This is a genomic window from Micromonospora sp. MH33 (genome assembly GCF_003013775.1).
In the GTDB taxonomy this organism is placed as follows: domain Bacteria; phylum Actinomycetota; class Actinomycetes; order Mycobacteriales; family Micromonosporaceae; genus Micromonospora; species Micromonospora fulviviridis.
Genome location: NZ_MUYZ01000056.1, coordinates 14,846 through 29,805 on the forward strand (window position 1 = coordinate 14,846; position 14,960 = coordinate 29,805).

The 14,960-nt window shown below is 72.8% G+C and carries 15 protein-coding genes and 1 pseudogene; 4 read left to right on the forward strand and 12 right to left on the reverse strand.

Annotated elements, in window-relative coordinates; translation table 11 throughout:
* Positions 1-34: 34 nt before the first annotated feature.
* Complete coding sequence (gene hemW, locus B0E53_RS11975) at positions 35-1,258, reverse strand: radical SAM family heme chaperone HemW (protein ID WP_210406033.1); 1,224 nt, start codon at positions 1,256-1,258, stop codon at positions 35-37.
* 19 nt (positions 1,259-1,277) lie between these two features.
* Between hemW and B0E53_RS11980 the strand changes: the two genes are divergently transcribed.
* On the forward strand, positions 1,278-2,063 hold the full coding sequence (locus B0E53_RS11980) for an enoyl-CoA hydratase-related protein (RefSeq protein WP_107076138.1): 786 nt from the start codon (positions 1,278-1,280) through the stop codon (positions 2,061-2,063).
* Between the two features lie 119 nt (positions 2,064-2,182).
* Positions 2,183-3,043 carry a hypothetical protein gene (locus B0E53_RS11985; protein WP_210406031.1) on the forward strand — a complete coding sequence of 287 codons (861 nt, stop codon included), beginning with the start codon at positions 2,183-2,185 and terminating at the stop codon, positions 3,041-3,043.
* Between the two features lie 43 nt (positions 3,044-3,086).
* On the opposite strand, the gene B0E53_RS11990 is transcribed toward B0E53_RS11985, so the two are convergent.
* The 8 genes from B0E53_RS11990 to B0E53_RS12025 form a co-directional block, all read right to left on the reverse strand.
* The gene (locus B0E53_RS11990) at positions 3,087-3,731 is read right to left on the reverse strand and encodes an MOSC domain-containing protein (RefSeq protein WP_107076129.1); all 645 of its coding nucleotides are present in this window, start codon (positions 3,729-3,731) and stop codon (positions 3,087-3,089) included.
* A 66-nt stretch (positions 3,732-3,797) separates the two neighbouring features.
* Positions 3,798-4,628 (reverse strand): carbohydrate ABC transporter permease, encoded by an 831-nt coding sequence (locus tag B0E53_RS11995; RefSeq protein WP_107076130.1) that lies wholly within the window; start codon positions 4,626-4,628, stop codon positions 3,798-3,800.
* Positions 4,625-5,608, reverse strand: a complete 984-nt coding sequence (locus tag B0E53_RS12000; protein WP_107076131.1) for a sugar ABC transporter permease — start codon at positions 5,606-5,608, stop codon at positions 4,625-4,627. Before B0E53_RS12000 ends, B0E53_RS11995 begins: the two co-directional genes overlap by 4 nt.
* Positions 5,605-6,897 (reverse strand): sugar ABC transporter substrate-binding protein, encoded by a 1,293-nt coding sequence (locus B0E53_RS12005; protein ID WP_107076132.1) that lies wholly within the window; start codon positions 6,895-6,897, stop codon positions 5,605-5,607. The genes B0E53_RS12000 and B0E53_RS12005 overlap by 4 nt, the downstream gene beginning before the upstream one ends.
* A gap of 223 nt (positions 6,898-7,120) precedes the next feature.
* On the reverse strand, positions 7,121-7,405 hold the full coding sequence (locus B0E53_RS12010) for a GlsB/YeaQ/YmgE family stress response membrane protein (RefSeq protein WP_091269914.1): 285 nt from the start codon (positions 7,403-7,405) through the stop codon (positions 7,121-7,123).
* 278 nt (positions 7,406-7,683) lie between these two features.
* Complete coding sequence (locus B0E53_RS12015; protein ID WP_107076133.1) at positions 7,684-7,965, reverse strand: GlsB/YeaQ/YmgE family stress response membrane protein; 282 nt, start codon at positions 7,963-7,965, stop codon at positions 7,684-7,686.
* Between the two features lie 249 nt (positions 7,966-8,214).
* Entirely contained in the window at positions 8,215-10,092 is a 1,878-nt protein-coding gene (gene lepA / locus B0E53_RS12020) for a translation elongation factor 4 (protein ID WP_107076134.1), read from the reverse strand.
* A 109-nt stretch (positions 10,093-10,201) separates the two neighbouring features.
* The gene (locus B0E53_RS12025; RefSeq protein WP_107076135.1) at positions 10,202-10,738 is read right to left on the reverse strand and encodes a DUF4240 domain-containing protein; all 537 of its coding nucleotides are present in this window, start codon (positions 10,736-10,738) and stop codon (positions 10,202-10,204) included.
* Between the two features lie 53 nt (positions 10,739-10,791).
* Here B0E53_RS12025 and B0E53_RS12030 point away from each other — a divergent pair.
* Positions 10,792-11,684 (forward strand): annotated as a pseudogene (locus tag B0E53_RS12030) (phosphotransferase).
* A gap of 335 nt (positions 11,685-12,019) precedes the next feature.
* Positions 12,020-12,286 (forward strand): 30S ribosomal protein S20, encoded by a 267-nt coding sequence (rpsT, locus tag B0E53_RS12035; protein WP_107076136.1) that lies wholly within the window; start codon positions 12,020-12,022, stop codon positions 12,284-12,286.
* A 136-nt stretch (positions 12,287-12,422) separates the two neighbouring features.
* Here rpsT and B0E53_RS12040 read toward each other — a convergent pair whose 3' ends face one another.
* From B0E53_RS12040 to B0E53_RS12050, 3 genes are all read right to left on the reverse strand, one after another.
* Entirely contained in the window at positions 12,423-12,881 is a 459-nt protein-coding gene (locus tag B0E53_RS12040; protein ID WP_246835356.1) for a hypothetical protein, read from the reverse strand.
* Positions 12,878-13,858 carry a DNA polymerase III subunit delta gene (gene holA / locus B0E53_RS12045; RefSeq protein WP_107076137.1) on the reverse strand — a complete coding sequence of 327 codons (981 nt, stop codon included), beginning with the start codon at positions 13,856-13,858 and terminating at the stop codon, positions 12,878-12,880. Before holA ends, B0E53_RS12040 begins: the two co-directional genes overlap by 4 nt.
* A 147-nt stretch (positions 13,859-14,005) precedes the next feature.
* Positions 14,006-14,960 (reverse strand): MBL fold metallo-hydrolase (locus B0E53_RS12050; RefSeq protein WP_146167651.1); only part of this gene is annotated, 955 nt, incomplete at its 5' end.

Consider the following 14,960-nt stretch of genomic DNA (forward strand, 5'->3'; position numbering starts at 1 on the left):
CCACGGGCCGGCCGGGACCCGGCGCGTCACGCGCTCAGGGCAGCAGGTCGCGGACGACCGCGTCGGCGAGCAGCCGGCCGCGCAGGGTGAGCACCGCCCGGCCGGCGGCGTACGCGCCGGCGTCCAGCAGGCCGTCGGCCCGGGCCCGCTCGGCGCCCGCGCGGCCCGCCTCGTCGAGCCTGGACAGGGGCAGCCCGGCGGCGAGCCGCAGCCGCAGCATCACGTCCTCCATGTGTGCCTCGTCCGGCGTGAGCAGCTCCCGGGCCAGGCCGGGCGACTCCCCGGCGGCCAGCCGCTGGGCGTACGCCGTCGGGTGCTTGACGTTCCACCAGCGCACCCCGCCGACGTGGCTGTGCGCCCCCGGGCCGAGGCCCCACCAGTCGGCGCCGGTCCAGTAGAGCAGGTTGTGCCGGCACCGGGCCGCCTCGGAGCGGGCCCAGTTCGAGACCTCGTACCAGGAGAAGCCGGCGGCGGCGAGGGCCGCCTCCGCGGCCAGGTAGCGGTCCGCCGCCACGTCGTCACTGGGGTACGGCAGCTCGCCGCGGCGCATCCGGGCGGCCAGCCGGGTGCCGTCCTCCACGATCAGGGCGTACGCGCTGACGTGGTCCACCCCCGCGGTGACGACCTGCGCCAGCGAGGCGGCGAAGTCCTCGGCGCTCTCCCCCGGCGTGCCGTAGATCAGATCCAGGTTCACGTGGTCGAACCCGGCGTCCCGGGCCTCCAGCGCGGCGGCGGTGGCCCGGCCGGCGCTGTGCTGCCGGTCGAGGATCGCCAGCACCCCGGGCGCCGCGGACTGCATGCCCAGCGAGATCCGGGTGTAGCCGGCGGCCCGCAGCGCCTTGAGCGACTCCGGGGTGACCGTCTCGGGGTTGGCCTCGGTGGTCACCTCGGCGTCGGCGGCCAGCCCCCAGGTGCGGTCGATGCCGTCGAGGATCCGGGCCAGGTCGTCGGCGGGGAGCAGGGTGGGCGTGCCGCCGCCCACGAAGACGGTGTCCACCCGGGGCGGCGGGCTGTCGCCCAGCACCCGGCCGGCGAGGGCCAGCTCGGCCAGCACGGTGTCGGCGTACGTCTCCCGGCCGGCGCCGCCGCCCAGCTCGGCCGCCGTGTAGGTGTTGAAGTCGCAGTAGCCGCACCGGCTGGCGCAGAACGGTACGTGCACGTACACCCCGAAGCCGCGCGCGCCGACGGCGCGGCGGGCGGCAGCGGGCAGCGCCCCGTCGCGCGGGACGGGTTCGCCTTCTGGAAGGACGCCGGGCATGGCCACTAGTGTGCCCGGCATGACCTCTCCGGACGCTCTCGTGCGGGTCGCCACGGCCCGTGGGGTGACCACCCTCACCCTGGACAGCCCGCACAACCGCAACGCGCTCTCCACCCCGCTGATGACCGAGCTGCTGGCCGGGCTGGCCGCGGCGGTCGCCGACGACGCGGTCCGGGCCGTCGTGCTGGACCACACCGGCCCGGTGTTCTGCTCCGGGGCGGACCTGAAGGAGACCGCCGCCGCGTACGCCAGCGGGACGGTGCCGGCCGGAATGCTGGGCGAGGTGCTGGTGGCTGTCCGGGAGTGCCCGAAGCCGGTGCTGGCGAAGGTGGCCGGGCCGGCGCGGGCCGGCGGGCTGGGCCTGATCGCCGCCGCGGACCTGGCGATCTGCGCCGAGGAGGCCACGTTCGCCTTCACCGAGGTCCGGATCGGGGTGATCCCGGCGGTGATCTCGGCGACCGTGCTGCCCCGGCTGCACCCCCGGGCCGCCGCCGAGCTGTACCTGACCGGCGACACCTTCGACGGCCGGCGGGCCGCCGAGATCGGCCTGGTCACCGCCGCCGTGCCGGCGGACGCGCTGGACACCGCGGTGGACCGCTACCGCGCCTCGCTGGTGAAGGGGGCGCCGAAGGCCCTCGCCGGGACCAAGGAGCTGCTGCGCCGCCCGGCCGCCACCGACCTGCGGGCCGAGATCGCCGAGTTGGCCGCCCTCTCCACCGGGTACTTCCTGTCCGAGGAGGGCCGGGAGGGCGTCCTCGCGTTCCGGGAGAAGCGGCCCGCGGCCTGGGTGCCCGCCGGAGACTGAGGCGGAGAGCGCACCGGAGGCGGGGCGTGCCGGGGCGGTGACGCAGCGGGAGGCGGCCGGTCGGCCGACCCGCACACTGGAGTGGGCGACGTACGCTGGGCGGACTGTCGGGACTGGGGGTGCGGGTGCGAACGCGAGCGGCGATCGTGGCGTCGGGTGTGGTGGTTGCCGTGCTGGCCCTGCTCGGCGTCTGGTTCGTCACGAAGCAGTTCGGGCACCACCTGCGGCTGCCACTGGCCAGCCGGACCTGCACCGTCCAGGCCGACGGGGAGGTCGTGCTCAGCGCCGACCAGATGGCCAACGCGGCCACCATCGCGGCGATCGGCGTGCAGCGGAAGATGCCCGAGCGGGCCGTGGTGGTGGCGCTGGCGACGGCGTACCAGGAGTCGCACCTGCGCAACATCGCGCACGGCGACCGGGACTCGCTCGGCCTGTTCCAGCAGCGCCCGAGCCAGGGCTGGGGCACACCCGAGGAGATCCGCGACCCGCGCTACGCGGCGAAGAAGTTCTACGCCGCGTTGAAGAAGGTCAAGGGCTGGGAGAAGCTGCGGGTCACCGAGGCCGCCCAGCGGGTGCAGCGGTCGGCCTACCCCGAGGCGTACGAGAAGTGGGCGGACGAGTCGCAGATCCTCACCCGCGCCCTGCTCGGCAACGCGACCGGCGCGGTGGCCTGCACGGTCGGTCCGACGCCGACGATGCGCGGCCCGGCCGCCGCCACCGCCCTCATGCAGAGCCTGGCCCTGGACTGGGGCCTGCCGGAGCTGAACTCGGCCACCGACCTGACCGGGCTGACCGTGCCGGCCGCCGACAGCCGCAACGGCTGGCGGTACGCCCACTGGCTGGTCTCGCACGCCGACGACCACGGGGTGAAGCGGGTCCGCTTCGGCGAGCTGGAGTGGACGGCCGAGCAGGGCACCTGGACCAAGGTGAAGGGCGACCCGGCCACCCAGGTGCTGGCCGAGGTCTTCGCCGCGGCCTGACCGGTCCGCCCCGACCCGGCGCGGTGCCGGGGCCGCCCGACGGTCAGCCGGCGGCGGCGCCGAGGCGGCGGCGGACCTTCTCCCGCACCGACTCGGGCAGCTCCGGCACGTCGAGCAGGCGCGGCAGCAGTTCCGGCTCCAGCGTGGTCGCCCGGAACACCTCGCCGATCGTCACGCCGTGCGCCGGCCGGTCGACCACCTCGACGGGATCGCCGGCGCCCACGTCGCCCTCGCGCAGCACGCGCAGGTACGCCCCGGGCGCGCCCCGGACCGTGAACCGCTTGATCAGGTCGCGCACGCCCCAGAACCCGGCGAAGGTGGTGCACGGGGTGCGCGGCTTGGTCACCTCCAGCAGCGCCGAGCCGACCGCCCAGCGCTCGCCGATCACCGCCCCGGTGACGTCCACCGCCCAGGTGGTGAGGTTCTCGCCGAAGGCGCCCGGCCGCAGCGTTCGGCCCAGCTCGCCGGCCCACCAGCCGGCGTCCTCCTCGGCGTACGCGTAGACCGCCTGGTCGGGGCCGCCGTGGTGGGCCCGCTCGCCGATGAAGTCGCCGGTGACGCCGCCGAACCGGATGGCCACCCGACCGTCGACCGGCCGCTTGTCGATGCCGCTGCGACCGCTCTCGTCGCCCGCCCACTCCGCCTCGGTCACGATGCCGAGGTTCACCGCCGCCAGCCTGCCCGTCATGGCGGTCAGCCTAGGGGCCGCCGCCGGGCGCACGGAACCGGGTTTGCCGGGCGCCCGGCGGGCGGCTCAGCCCTTGACGGCCCCGGCCACCAGGCCGGACACCATCCGGCGCTGGACCAGCAGGAAGAAGACGATCACCGGCAGGGTGAACAGCGTCGAGGCGGCCATCACCGAGCCCCACGCCGTGTCGTCCCGCCCGAAGAAGAACGTCATGGCCACCGGCAGCGTGTACTTGTGCTGGTCGTTGATGAAGGTCAACGCGAAGATCAGCTCGTTCCACGCGGTGATGAAGGAGAAGATGCTGGTCGCCACCAGGCCGGGCGCGACCAGCGGGAAGAGGACCTTGCGGAAGGTCTGGGCCCGGCTGGCCCCGTCGATCGCCGCCGCCTCCTCCAGCTCCTTGGGCACCGCGGCCACGAAACCGCGCAGCATCCAGACCGCGAACGGCAGCGAGAAGCCGAGGTACGTCAGGATCAGGCTGGGCAGGGTGTTGTAGAGGCCGAGCCGCTGGATCATCAGGAACAGCGGGATGACCAGCGCCTCCAGCGGGATCATCTGCACCACCAGCAGCAGGATCAGGAAGGTGGTGCGCAGCTTGAAGCGGAACCGGGCCACCGCGGTCGCGGCGAGCAGCGCGACCAGCCCGCTCAGCACCACGGTGGCCACCGCGACCAGCGCGCTGTTGAGGAAGAAGTCGGTGAAGGTCACGCCCGGGATCAGGTTGCCGGTGAGGATCTCCCGGTAGTGCTCCAGGGTCGGCTTCGCCGGCACCGGGCGCGGCGTGGCCGAGAAGATCTCCCGGTTGGGCTTCAGCGAGGTGGCGACCATCCAGTAGACCGGGAAGGCCGCGAAGAGCGCGACCAGCAGGCCGGCGCCGTTGAGGGCGATCTTCTTCACGACTCGTCCTCCTGCCGGAGCACCATACGGACGTACACGCCGGTCACCACGAGCAGTATCAGGGTGAGGATGACGGCGATCGAGGAGCCCAGGCCGTACTTGGGCGGCGGCGAGAACGCCTCCGCGTAGGAGTAGATGGAGAGCATGAAGGTCGACCGGTCCTGGGTGCCGCCGGCCAGCACGAACTGCTGGGTGAAGACCTTGAAGTCCCAGATCGTGGAGAGCACCACGAGGATGCCGAAGACCGGACGCAGCATCGGGAACGTGACCGACCAGAAGACCCGCCACGGCCCGGCCCCGTCCACCCGGGCGGCCTCCTGGAGCTCGCTCGGCACGCTCTTCAATCCGGCCAGCACGCTGACCGCGATGAACGGGAACGAGTGCCAGACCACCACGAGGGTCAGGATGGCGAAGAAGAGCAGCGGGTCGTTGAACCAGCCGTAGCCGGTCCAGTCGCTGCGCCCGAACACGGCCGTGGAGAGCCCGTCCGGAAGCTTGTTGAACAGCCAGGTGACCAGGCCGCTGGTGTCGTCGAAGATCCACTTCCAGACGATGGTGCCGGTCAGCGCCGGGGTGGCCCAGGCCAGCATCACGCAGCTCGCCACGAAGGTGGCCATCTTCTTCCCGAGCCGGTTGAGCAGCAGCCCGACCAGGGTGCCGAGGATCATGGTGAGCACCACGTTGGCCACGGCGAAGAGCACGGTGTTGCGCAGCACCGTACGGAAGAACGGGTCGCCGAGGATCTGCGCGTAGTTGGCCAGGCCCACCCACGGCCACTCGCGGTCCCCCCGCAGCTGCCGGACGCTGTCCAGCTTGTAGAAGGACATCATCACGACCTGGCCGAGCGGCCAGAGCAGCAGCACCCCGATGATCGCCAGGCAGGGCAGGAGCAACAGGTACGGGAGGCGGTCCACGCGGCGCCGCCGCGCGGGGGTCTCCCGCGCGGCGGCTTCGCCGGTGGCCTTGGTCAGCGTGGTCACTTGGCGTTGAGAATGCTTTCCATCTCGGTGGCCGCGTCGGCGGTGGCCTTCTCGACCGTCTTTTGCCCCTTGATGACCGAGCTGTTCATGGCCTGGGTCACCGTCTTGGTCCGGCTCACCTCCACCCACTTCGGGGTGAGCGGGGTCAGCTTGGTGTTCTGCATGGCGGTGGCGAACGCCGCCATCACCTTGTCGTTGGCGTAGTTGCCGCCGCTGACCAGGTCCTTGTAGACCGGGAAGAAGCCGAGGCTGCTGGCGAACTCCTGGTCCTTCTGCTTGCTCAGCAGCACGGTCAGGTAGTCCCACGCCAGGTCCTGGCGCTTGCTGTCCTTCCAGAGGGCGATGTCGGAACCACCGGCGAAGGCCGGGGCGGCCTTGCCGTCCGGACCGGGGATGGGGAACGTGCCCCACACCTTCTCGATGTCCGGGTTGTCCTTCTTCATCGCGCCACCCTGCCAGCTACCGGCGAACGCCATGGCGGCCTTGCCGGTGGCGAACTGGGTACGGGCGTCGACCTCGTTCCAGCCGGCGGCGGCCGGCGGGGCGACCTTGTGCACGGTCACCAGGTCGGTCCAGAACTTGACCGCCTTCTGTGCCTCCGGCGTGTTGTAGCCAGACTTCCAGCTGTCGCCGTCCTTGGTGGCGATCTCCGCGCCGGCGGCCCAGAGGAAGGAGTAGAACGGCAGCTCGGAGTTGCCGGGCAGGGCGATGCCGTACGTGCCCGGCTTCTTGGCCTGAACGGCCTTCGCGGTGGCGACCAGCTCGTCCCAGGTCGTCGGCGGCTTCACGCCCGCCTCGGCGAACCAGTCGGTGCGGTAGTAGATGGCCCGGACGCCGGCGTACCACGGAACGCCGTACTGCTTGCCGTCGAGCTGGGCGTTCTTGACCAGGTCGGGAAGGATGTCCTTCCCCTCGGACCAGCCGTTGAACTTCCCGGTGACGTCGGCGAGGGCCTCCTGCGCCGCCCAGCCCTGGGTCTCGGTGTTGCCCAGCTCGGTGACGTCCGGCCCCTCACCGCCGGCGAGCGCGGCCTGGAACTTCTTCGGCGCCTCGAGCCAGGGGATGTACTGCACCACGACGTCGGTCTCGGGGTGCTTCTTCTTGAACTCCGCCTCGACGCCGTCGAGGAACTTGGTCTGGGCGTCGCCGCCCTCACCCATCATCCAGACCGTCAGCTTGCTGTTGTCCGCGGCCTTGTCGTCGTCGTCGGAGCCACCGCATCCGGACAGCACCATCGCGGCCGACGCCACGATGGCGGTGACCGGAGCCAGCCGCTTCCACCTGTTCACGCCATATCTCCCTCGGGGCCGGTTGGCACTAACCTTCTCCGCCGCACCTTAGTAGGAAAATTTCCTTTACAACAGGGGGTACCCGCGGCGGACGGCCGTGGCGACGGTATCGCAGCCGGACGCCCGGGCGGCAGGCGTGCCGTCCGGGCAGTTCAGGGGGAGACGGAAGCGGGCGCCCGACCGGTCGGTCGGGCGCCCGCTGGAGCGCTTCGGGGGATGGGGGTCAGTAGCGCGAGACGCCGCGGCGGCGCCCCACGCCGGCCACCAGGGCCACGCCGATGGCGGCGAACAGAACCTGCAGCAGCAGCTCGCGCCAGTCGATGCCGGCCGTGTCGGCGAAGCCGGACGCCCGCGCGACGATCGTGCCCAGCAGCGCGGCGCCGACGCCGATCAGCATGTGCAGCCACATCGGCATGTTCTGGCGGCCCGGGACGACCAGGCGGCCCAGAGCGCCGACGATCAGACCAACGATGAGCGCGGTGATGATGCCCCAAACGGTGAGCTCCACGGTCGCCCTCCTTCTCTCAGAATGAGTCACACGGTCTCGTGTGTTCCTGTCGTGACCGCTAAGTGCCCGACCCGCCGAAAATCCAAACCGACTCCGGTGACGAATTGCTCCGGACTGCTCTGAGCTGGGCTTTCCTGGGCGGATCCGGGCGCGGGGAAGCGGCCGGCCGGCCATTTCCCGCGCTGACCGCGTTCAATGCCCGTTCGCCGGCCGGGCGCAAACGCCAGCGGGCGCCCGACCGGCCGGTCGGGCGCCCGCTGAGGCGCTTTAGGGGTGCGTCAGTAGCGCGAGACGCTGCGGCGACGGCCCACGCCGGCCACCAGGGCCACGGCGATGGCGGCCAGCACGACCTGCACCAGCAGCTCCATCCAGTCGATGCCGGCGGTCTCGGTGGCGATACCGACGGCGCGGGCCAGGACGGTGCCCAGCAGCGCGGCGCCCACGCCGATCAGCATGTGCAGCCACATCGGCATGTTCTGGCGGCCCGGAACGACCAGGCGGCCCAGCGCGCCGACGATCAGACCAACGACGAGCGCGGTGATGATGCCCCAGACGGTCACGGTTGTCTCCTTCTAAAGGTTTCACACGGTCTGCGTGGTTCCTGTCGTGACCGGTAAGTTCCCGAGCCGCCGAAAAACCAAACCGACTCACTCCCCGCCCCGCCCGCCGCGCCGCCGTGCGTCGGTTCCGGCCCGCCGTGGATTCCGCAGGTGGGAGCGGTTCCGCGCAGGCGCGCCGGCAAGGAAAAATCTCCGGGTACGCGAACGGCCGGCACCCCGCACAGGGGCGCCGGCCGTGGCGTGGACGCGTTACTTCTTACCGGCGGGCTTGCCATCGGCGGAGTCGGAGGAGAGCGCGGCGATGAAGGCCTCCTGCGGGACCTCCACCCGGCCCACCATCTTCATCCGCTTCTTGCCCTCCTTCTGCTTCTCCAGCAGCTTGCGCTTCCGGCTGATGTCACCGCCGTAGCACTTGGCGAGCACGTCCTTGCGGATGGCGCGGATGGTCTCCCGGGCGATCACCCGGCTGCCGATGGCCGCCTGGATCGGCACCTCGAACTGCTGGCGCGGGATCAGCGAGCGCAGCTTCGCCGCGATCGTGGTGCCGTAGTTGTACGCCTTGTCCTTGTGCACGATCGCGCTGAACGCGTCCACCGGCTCGCCGTGCAGCAGGATGTCGACCTTGACCAGGTCGGACGCCTGCTCGCCGGAGGGCTCGTAGTCCAGCGAGGCGTAGCCCTTGGTGCGGCTCTTGAGCTGGTCGAAGAAGTCGAAGATGATCTCGGCCAGCGGGAGGGTGTAGCGCAGCTCCACCCGGTCGGCGGAGAGGTAGTCCATGCCGAGCAGGCTGCCCCGCCGGCCCTGGCACAACTCCATCACCGCGCCGACATAGTCGTTCGGGGTCAGCACGGTGGCCCGCACCGTCGGCTCGTACACCTCGGCGATCTTGCCGGTCGGGTACTCGCTCGGGTTGGTCACCACGATCTCCACGCCGTCCTCCTGGATGGCCCGGTAGACCACGTTCGGCGCGGTGGAGATGAGGTCGAGGTTGAACTCCCGCTCCAGCCGCTCCCGGATGATCTCCAGGTGCAGCAGGCCGAGGAAGCCGCAGCGGAAGCCGAAGCCCAGCGCGCCCGAGGTCTCCGGCTCGTACACCAGGGCGGCGTCGTTGAGCTTGAGCTTGTCCAGCGCCTCGCGGAGGTTGGGGTAGTCGGACCCGTCGATCGGGTAGAGGCCGGAGTAGACCATCGGCTTCGGGTCCTTGTAGCCGCCCAGCGCCTCCTTGGCCGGGTTGGCGTTGATGGTGACCGTGTCGCCCACCCGGGACTGGCGGACGTCCTTCACACCGGTGATCAGGTAGCCCACCTCGCCGACCCCGAGCGCGTCGGCCTTCACCATCTCCGGCGAGATGACGCCGATCTCCAGCAGCTCGTGGACGGCGCCGGTGGACATCATCTTGATCCGGTCCCGGGCGCTGATCAGCCCGTCGATCACCCGGACGTAGGTGACCACGCCGCGGTAGACGTCGTACACCGAGTCGAAGATCATGGCGCGGGCCGGGGCGTCGGCCTGGCCGACCGGGGGCACGAACTGCCGGACGATCTCGTCGAGCAGGTGCGGCACGCCCTCACCGGTCTTGCCGGAGACCCGGATGCAGTCCGCCGGGTCGCCGCCGATCAGGTGGGCCAGCTCCTCGGCGTACTTCTCCGGCTGGGCGGCCGGCAGGTCGATCTTGTTGAGCACCGGGATGATGTGCAGGTCGTTCTCGAGCGCCAGGTAGAGGTTGGCCAGCGTCTGCGCCTCGATGCCCTGGGCGGCGTCGACCAGCAGGATGGCGCCCTCGCAGGCCGCCAGGGACCGGGACACCTCGTAGGTGAAGTCCACGTGGCCCGGGGTGTCGATCATGTTGAGCACGGCGGTCTCGCCGGCCCGGTCGCCCTCGCGGATGGTCCACGGCATCCGGACGGCCTGGCTCTTGATGGTGATGCCGCGCTCGCGCTCGATGTCCATCCGGTCGAGGTACTGGGCACGCATCTGCCGGGGGTCGACCACGCCGGTGAGCTGCAGCATCCGGTCGGCCAGGGTCGACTTCCCGTGGTCGATGTGGGCGATGATGCAGAAGTTCCTGATGCGCGCCGGGTCGGTGGCACCAGGAGCGTTCGCGCCGGGATCGAGCGTCGGTGGCACAGCGGTCCGTTCTGGTCGGCTGACGTGAGCGGGCCGGCGCGCCGCCGGCCCCCTCTATGCTCCCACGTCGGCCGGGACGCGCCGGTGCTCCCCCGTCACCTCTCCGGCGTCACTCCTCCGGCGGCTCGACGAAGAGAGCGGCGAGCTTCGGCAGGCGCCGTCGCGCCTCGTCCTCGTCGTCGAAGTCCCAGAAGTCGTTCAGGTCGGGCGCCCGCACCGGGTCCCGGACCGCCGGCAGGTCGGCCGCGGTGGCCTTCCGGTACGCCTCCCACGGCACCGCGAGCATGTCCTCGCACTCGAACTCCTCGCCGCTGAGCGCGGCGGCCCGGACCTGCGGCAGCTCGGCCAGCGAGTCCGGGTCGGCGACCGCCCCCGCGAACACCGCCCGGCCCTGGGTCATCAACCAGCCCCGGAAGTACTCGAAGCCGTCGTCCGAGGCGCCCCCGTTGATCAGGTACGCCGCGCCCCAGAGGTCGACCTGGTACGACGCGGCGAGCACCCGCTGCTGGTGGTGGGCGTACCCGACGATCTCCTCCGGGTCCCGCTCGGCGAGCAGCGCCACGGCCCGGGCGGCGACCGCCGCCGGCTCTCCCCCGCCCCCGGCCCGGGCGGCGTCGATCAACTGCCAGAACTCGTCGGTCCTCATGGCTGGCCAGTCTGGCAGAGCACACCGACGTCCCGGTGCGGCAGCATGGGTGGGTGCGCGCGATCTCCCTGCCCCCGGTGCCGTACGACGGCACCGCCGACCGGCCGGACTGGGCTGAGCTGCCGGCCGGGCTTCGCGACGCGCTGGCCGCCCGGCTCGGCGGGCACCCGGTGGCGGTCCGCCCGGCCGGGGCGGGCTTCACCCGCGGCTTCGCCGCCGTGCTCACCGGCCCCACCGGCGAGCCGGTCTTCGTGAAGGCGGCGGCGCTGGCGGAGCAGCGGCACCTGGTCGACTGGTACGCCCACGAGGCCGCCGTCCTGGCCCGGCTCCCCGCCGGCCTGCCGGTCCCCCGCCCGCGCTGGACGCCGCCCTCACCGCGTACGCCGAGGTGGCCGCCGCGCTCGCCGCGCCGCCCGCGGACCTCGTGGCGCTCGGGTTGCCGCGCCTCGCCGACCTGGCCCGCGACGACATCCTCTGGTGGGGCGAGGTGGCCGCCGGCCGCGAACCGGCGCCGGCGCTGCCGCCCTGGGCCCCGCTGCCCGAGCTGGCCGCTCTGGAGGCCCGCCTCCCCGGGTACGCCGACGCCGCACCCGGCCTGGCCCACTGCGACCTGCGGGTGGACAACGTCCTGCTGGACGCGGCCGGCCGGGCCTGGATCTGCGACTGGAACTGGCTCTGCCACGGGCCGGCCTGGTTCGACCTGGTCACGCTGCTGATCACCGGGTACGCCAGCGGCCTCGACGCGGACGCCGCGTTCGCCGGCCACCCGGCCGCCGCCGGCGCCCCCGCCGACGCGCTCGACGTGACCCTCGCCGCACTCTCCGGCTACTTCCTCACCGGCGCCGCCGCCAGCCCGTCCACCGCGTCCCCGCACCTCCGGGCCCACCAGCGCTGGAGCGGCGTTCAGGCCCTGTCCTGGCTCGCCGCCCGCCAGGGCTGGGCCTGAACGCGGTCCCCGACAGTGCGGCTGCCCGCCCCGGGGACACCCGCCGTACTGCCTGGACCGGGCCGACCTCGGTGTGCGCGGCGGCGACGGATCCTGCCGGCGCCGGGACGGGCGCCGAGCCGGCCCGCAGCGGGCTTCGCGAGGATCAGGGTCGCGCCGGTGCGCGGCCCGACCGGGGCGCCGGGCCGGGTTGAGCAGGGCGGGCGCCCCGGGGCACCGGAGGCGTTTTGGCTCGCCGCCGGGCGACCTGGTAACCTGGTTTTTCGCGCGGCGATGACGCATGTCCGTCGTGTGCGAAAGCAGACCAACCCGAGCTATCAAGACGAGGCTGTCGCGTGGCGAACATCAAGTCCCAGATCAAGCGCAACCGGCAGAACGAGAAGCGCCGGCTGCGTAACAAGTCGGTCAAGTCGTCGCTGAAGACCGCCATCCGGAAGTTCAACGAGGCTGCCGAGGCGGGCGACGCCGAGAAGGCCACCACCCTGATGCGTGAGGCCACCCGCAAGCTGGACAAGGCTGCCAGCAAGGGTGTCATCCACGCCAACCAGGCGGCCAACCGGAAGTCGGCGATCGCCAAGCGCGTCGCCTCGTTCTCGGCCTGACGAGCGCCTAAGACCTGACCGGAAGCCCCGGGGTTACCGCCCCGGGGCTTCCGGCCGTCTGCGTTTCCGCATCCGGTCAGCGGTACGAATGCTTGCCCGGCCTCGGCCAGCGGTACGGGTCGTGCCCGGGCCTCGGTCAGCGGTACGGGTCGTGCCGGGCCGGGTCCGGCCAGCGCTCACCCTCGCCGGGCGGGTCGGCGGGGCGGGCCGCCCGCAACGCCGGCTCACCGGCCAGCGCCACGCCGGGCAGCGCCCTGGCCGTGGACGGCACGCTGGCCCGGCCGACCACCGGTTCCATCTGCCGGCGGAAGCGGTCCCGCTCCTGCTCCGGCACCTGCGCCGCGGTGCGGATCACCATTTCGGCGACCATGTCGTTGAGCTTCACCATGGCCGCCACCGCCGCCGGCAGCACCAGTACCGCCCACCAGGTCACCAGCTCGGCGAGGGCGAGCAGCACGGCCAGCGCCACGGCGCCCTCGAAGAAGAGGAAGCAGAGCACCCCGCCCGGGTTGACGAAACGCAGCCCGAGGACCCGGGCGTAGAGCGGCCGGTACCGCTCCTCGTCCGCCGGGACCGTCGACCACGTTCGGGTCACCGGCCGCCACCCTGCCGCGCCGCGGCCACGGAGAACACGGCCCGCTCCAGCGCGTACGCCCGGTCGTCGGCGCCGCCCTTGACCGCGGCGTTGCACTCGGCGGCCGCCCGCATGGCCTCCACGAGGCCCTCCGGCGTCCAGCCCCGGCCCTGCCGCTGGGCCCGCTCGATCTTCCACGCCGGCATGCCCAGGCTGCTCGCCAGCTGGTAGGGGCTGCCCCGCCCGGCCGAGGCGACCCGGGCAACGGTCCGCACCCCGTCGGCGAGGGCGTCGGCGATCGGCACCGGGTCGACACCGACGTGCAGCGCCCAGCGCAGCGCCTCCAGGGCGCCGGGGACGTCGCCGACCATCGTCGCATCGGCCACCGTGAAGCCGGTCACCTCGACCCGCCCCCGGTAGTAGCGGGACACCGTGTCGGCCCCGATCCGCCCGTCGGTGTCGGCGACGAGCTGGGAGCAGGCGGCGGCCAGCTCACGCAGGTCGGTGCCGACGGCCGCGATCAGCGCCTCGGCCGCGTCCTCGGTGCACTTGCCGCCGCTGCGGCGGATCTCGTCCCGGACGAAGGCGACCCGCTCCCGGTGGCCCTTGAGCTTCGCCGCCGGCACCACGGTCGCGCCGGCGGCCCGCAGCCCGTCGGCGAACGCCTTGCCCTTGGCGCCGCCCAGGTGCAGCACCAGGAGCTGCACGTCCGGGTCCGGGTTCTTCGCGTATCCGAGCAGGGCGGTGACCAGGTCCTTGCGGGCGTCCTGGCCGGCACGGAGCACGAGCACCCGGCGACCGCCGAACAGCGACGGGCTGAGCATCTCGGCGATCTCCCCCACCGCCAGCGAGCCGGCCTGGTACTCCCGGACGTCCACATCCGGGTCGACGCTGCGGGCCCGGGCGACGGCTTCGGAGACGGCTCGCGTGGCGAGCAGTTCCTCGTCGCCGAGAACGAGCAGAATAGGGGGCAGGCTGGCGGGGGTCACGTCGCCCATATTCGCACGGCCTCCGACCGGATCGTGCCTGGTCATCGGGGACTGTGACGGCACAGCCCGCACTCAGCGCAAATCCAGACATTTGCGTCGATCTACCAGTTACCCCAATAAGCCGCCTCGATTCTCGGGGTACTTCCCGGACCGGTCTCACCTCCGCCGCCCCGGGCCGGTCCCGCGGGCCACCACCGCCAGGCCGTTGCCGGCGCGCACCGCGGCCACGTCGCCGTCCGTGTCGGTGCGCAGCACCCGGGCGCCCGCCCGGGTCAGCCGGTCCAGCAGGCCCGGGTTGGGATGCCCGTAGTCGTTGCCGACGCCCACGCAGACCAGCGCGACCGCCGGGCGGACCGCCGCGAGGAACTCCGGATCCTGGTACGCCGACCCGTGATGGGCCACCTTCAGCACGTCGGCCCGGATCGCGCCGGCCGGCACCGTCTCCAGCAGCGCCCGCTGCTCCTCGGTCTCGGCGTCGCCGGGCAGCAGGATCCGCACCCCGTGCACGGTGGCGGCCAGCACCAGGGAGTTGTTGTTCGGGTCGGACCGGCTGCCGCGCAGCGGGTACGGCGGCCCGATCGCGACCAGCTCGACCGCCCCGGCCCGCCACCGCCAGCCCGCCGGCACCGGCGCCAGCGGGCTGCCGCCCTCGCGCGCCGCGTCGCGTACCTGGGCGACGCCGTAGGGCGGCTCGGACCACTGCGGGGTCGCCACCGCCGCCACCCGCCGGCCCCGGAACACCCCGGCCACCCCGCCCACATGGTCGGCGTGGAAGTGGCTGACCACCAGCAGCGACACCTCGCGTACGCCGAGCCGGCGCAGGCATCCGTCCACCCCGGACGGGTCCGGGCCGGCGTCGACCACCACGGCCCGGCCGGCGGCGACCGGCAGCACCACGGCGTCCCCCTGCCCCACCGCGCACGCGACCACCACCCAACCGGGCGGTGGCCAGCCGGAGGCGAGCAGCCGGACGGGCAGCGCGCCGAGCACCACCGCGACCACGACGACCGCGACCAGCCGCCGGAGGACCGGCCGCCGGACGGCGACCAGCAGCGCCAGGCTCACGGCGGCCAGCAGCAGGGCACCGGTCACCCCGCCCGGCCAGGGCAGC